The organism is Limnohabitans sp. Jir72, from assembly GCF_003063575.1.
Classification (GTDB): domain Bacteria; phylum Pseudomonadota; class Gammaproteobacteria; order Burkholderiales; family Burkholderiaceae_C; genus Limnohabitans_A.
The window spans coordinates 1-897 of record NZ_NESC01000036.1 but is presented as its reverse complement, the minus strand read 5'-3'; the positions used below and the strand labels follow the sequence as shown (position 1 = coordinate 897).

The following is an 897-nucleotide window of genomic DNA, read 5'->3' as shown; positions in this document are numbered from 1 at the left end:
CACTTTTCGCGTTTTCTTTAAAAGATTTTGGCTATCTTCTAAAGAAAACGCCCCACCGTACGGTGAGGCGTTTCGGGCTGTTAAAAGCCTGACGATGTCCTACTTTCACACGGGAATCCGCACTATCATCGGCGCTAAGTCGTTTCACGGTCCTGTTCGAGATGGGAAGGAGTGGGGCCAACTTGCTATGGTCATCAGGCATAACTTGGTGTCGTCTTGACTCTCATCAAGACAACGAATTCATAGAGTTTCGAATCAGATTTTTTGGCTTTTCAGCCGGGCTTTTTACCCAGCCTTTCAGCCATTTTTGAATGCGTCAACTTGGCATAACTTCCTTGATCAATGCACATCTTTCAATGTGTGATCAAAGTTATAGGGTCAAGCCGCACGAGCAATTAGTATCGGTTAGCTTAACGCATTACTGCGCTTCCACACCCGACCTATCAACGTCCTGGTCTTGAACGACTCTTTAGGGGGCTCAAGGCCCCGGCAGATCTCATCTTGAAACGAGTTTCCCGCTTAGATGCTTTCAGCGGTTATCTCTTCCACACTTAGCTACTCGGCAATGCCACTGGCGTGACAACCGATACACCAGAGGTGTGTCCACTCCGGTCCTCTCGTACTAGGAGCAGGCTTCCTCAAATCTGCAGCGCCCACGGAAGATAGGGACCAAACTGTCTCACGACGTTTTAAACCCAGCTCACGTACCTCTTTAAATGGCGAACAGCCATACCCTTGGGACCGGCTACAGCCCCAGGATGAGATGAGCCGACATCGAGGTGCCAAACACCGCCGTCGATATGAACTCTTGGGCGGTATCAGCCTGTTATCCCCAGAGTACCTTTTATCCGTTGAGCGATGGCCCTTCCATACAGAACCACCGGATCACTATGTCCT

Annotated in this window: 2 rRNA genes; both read right to left on the bottom strand. The window is 49.9% G+C overall.

The features are described 5' to 3' along the window. Nucleotides 1–86: 86 nt before the first annotated feature. Nucleotides 87–199, bottom strand: a 5S ribosomal RNA gene (gene rrf / locus B9Z52_RS17490). 175 nt (nt 200–374) lie between these two features. Next, nucleotides 375–897: ribosomal RNA gene (locus B9Z52_RS17485) — 23S ribosomal RNA — on the bottom strand; the annotation flags it as partial.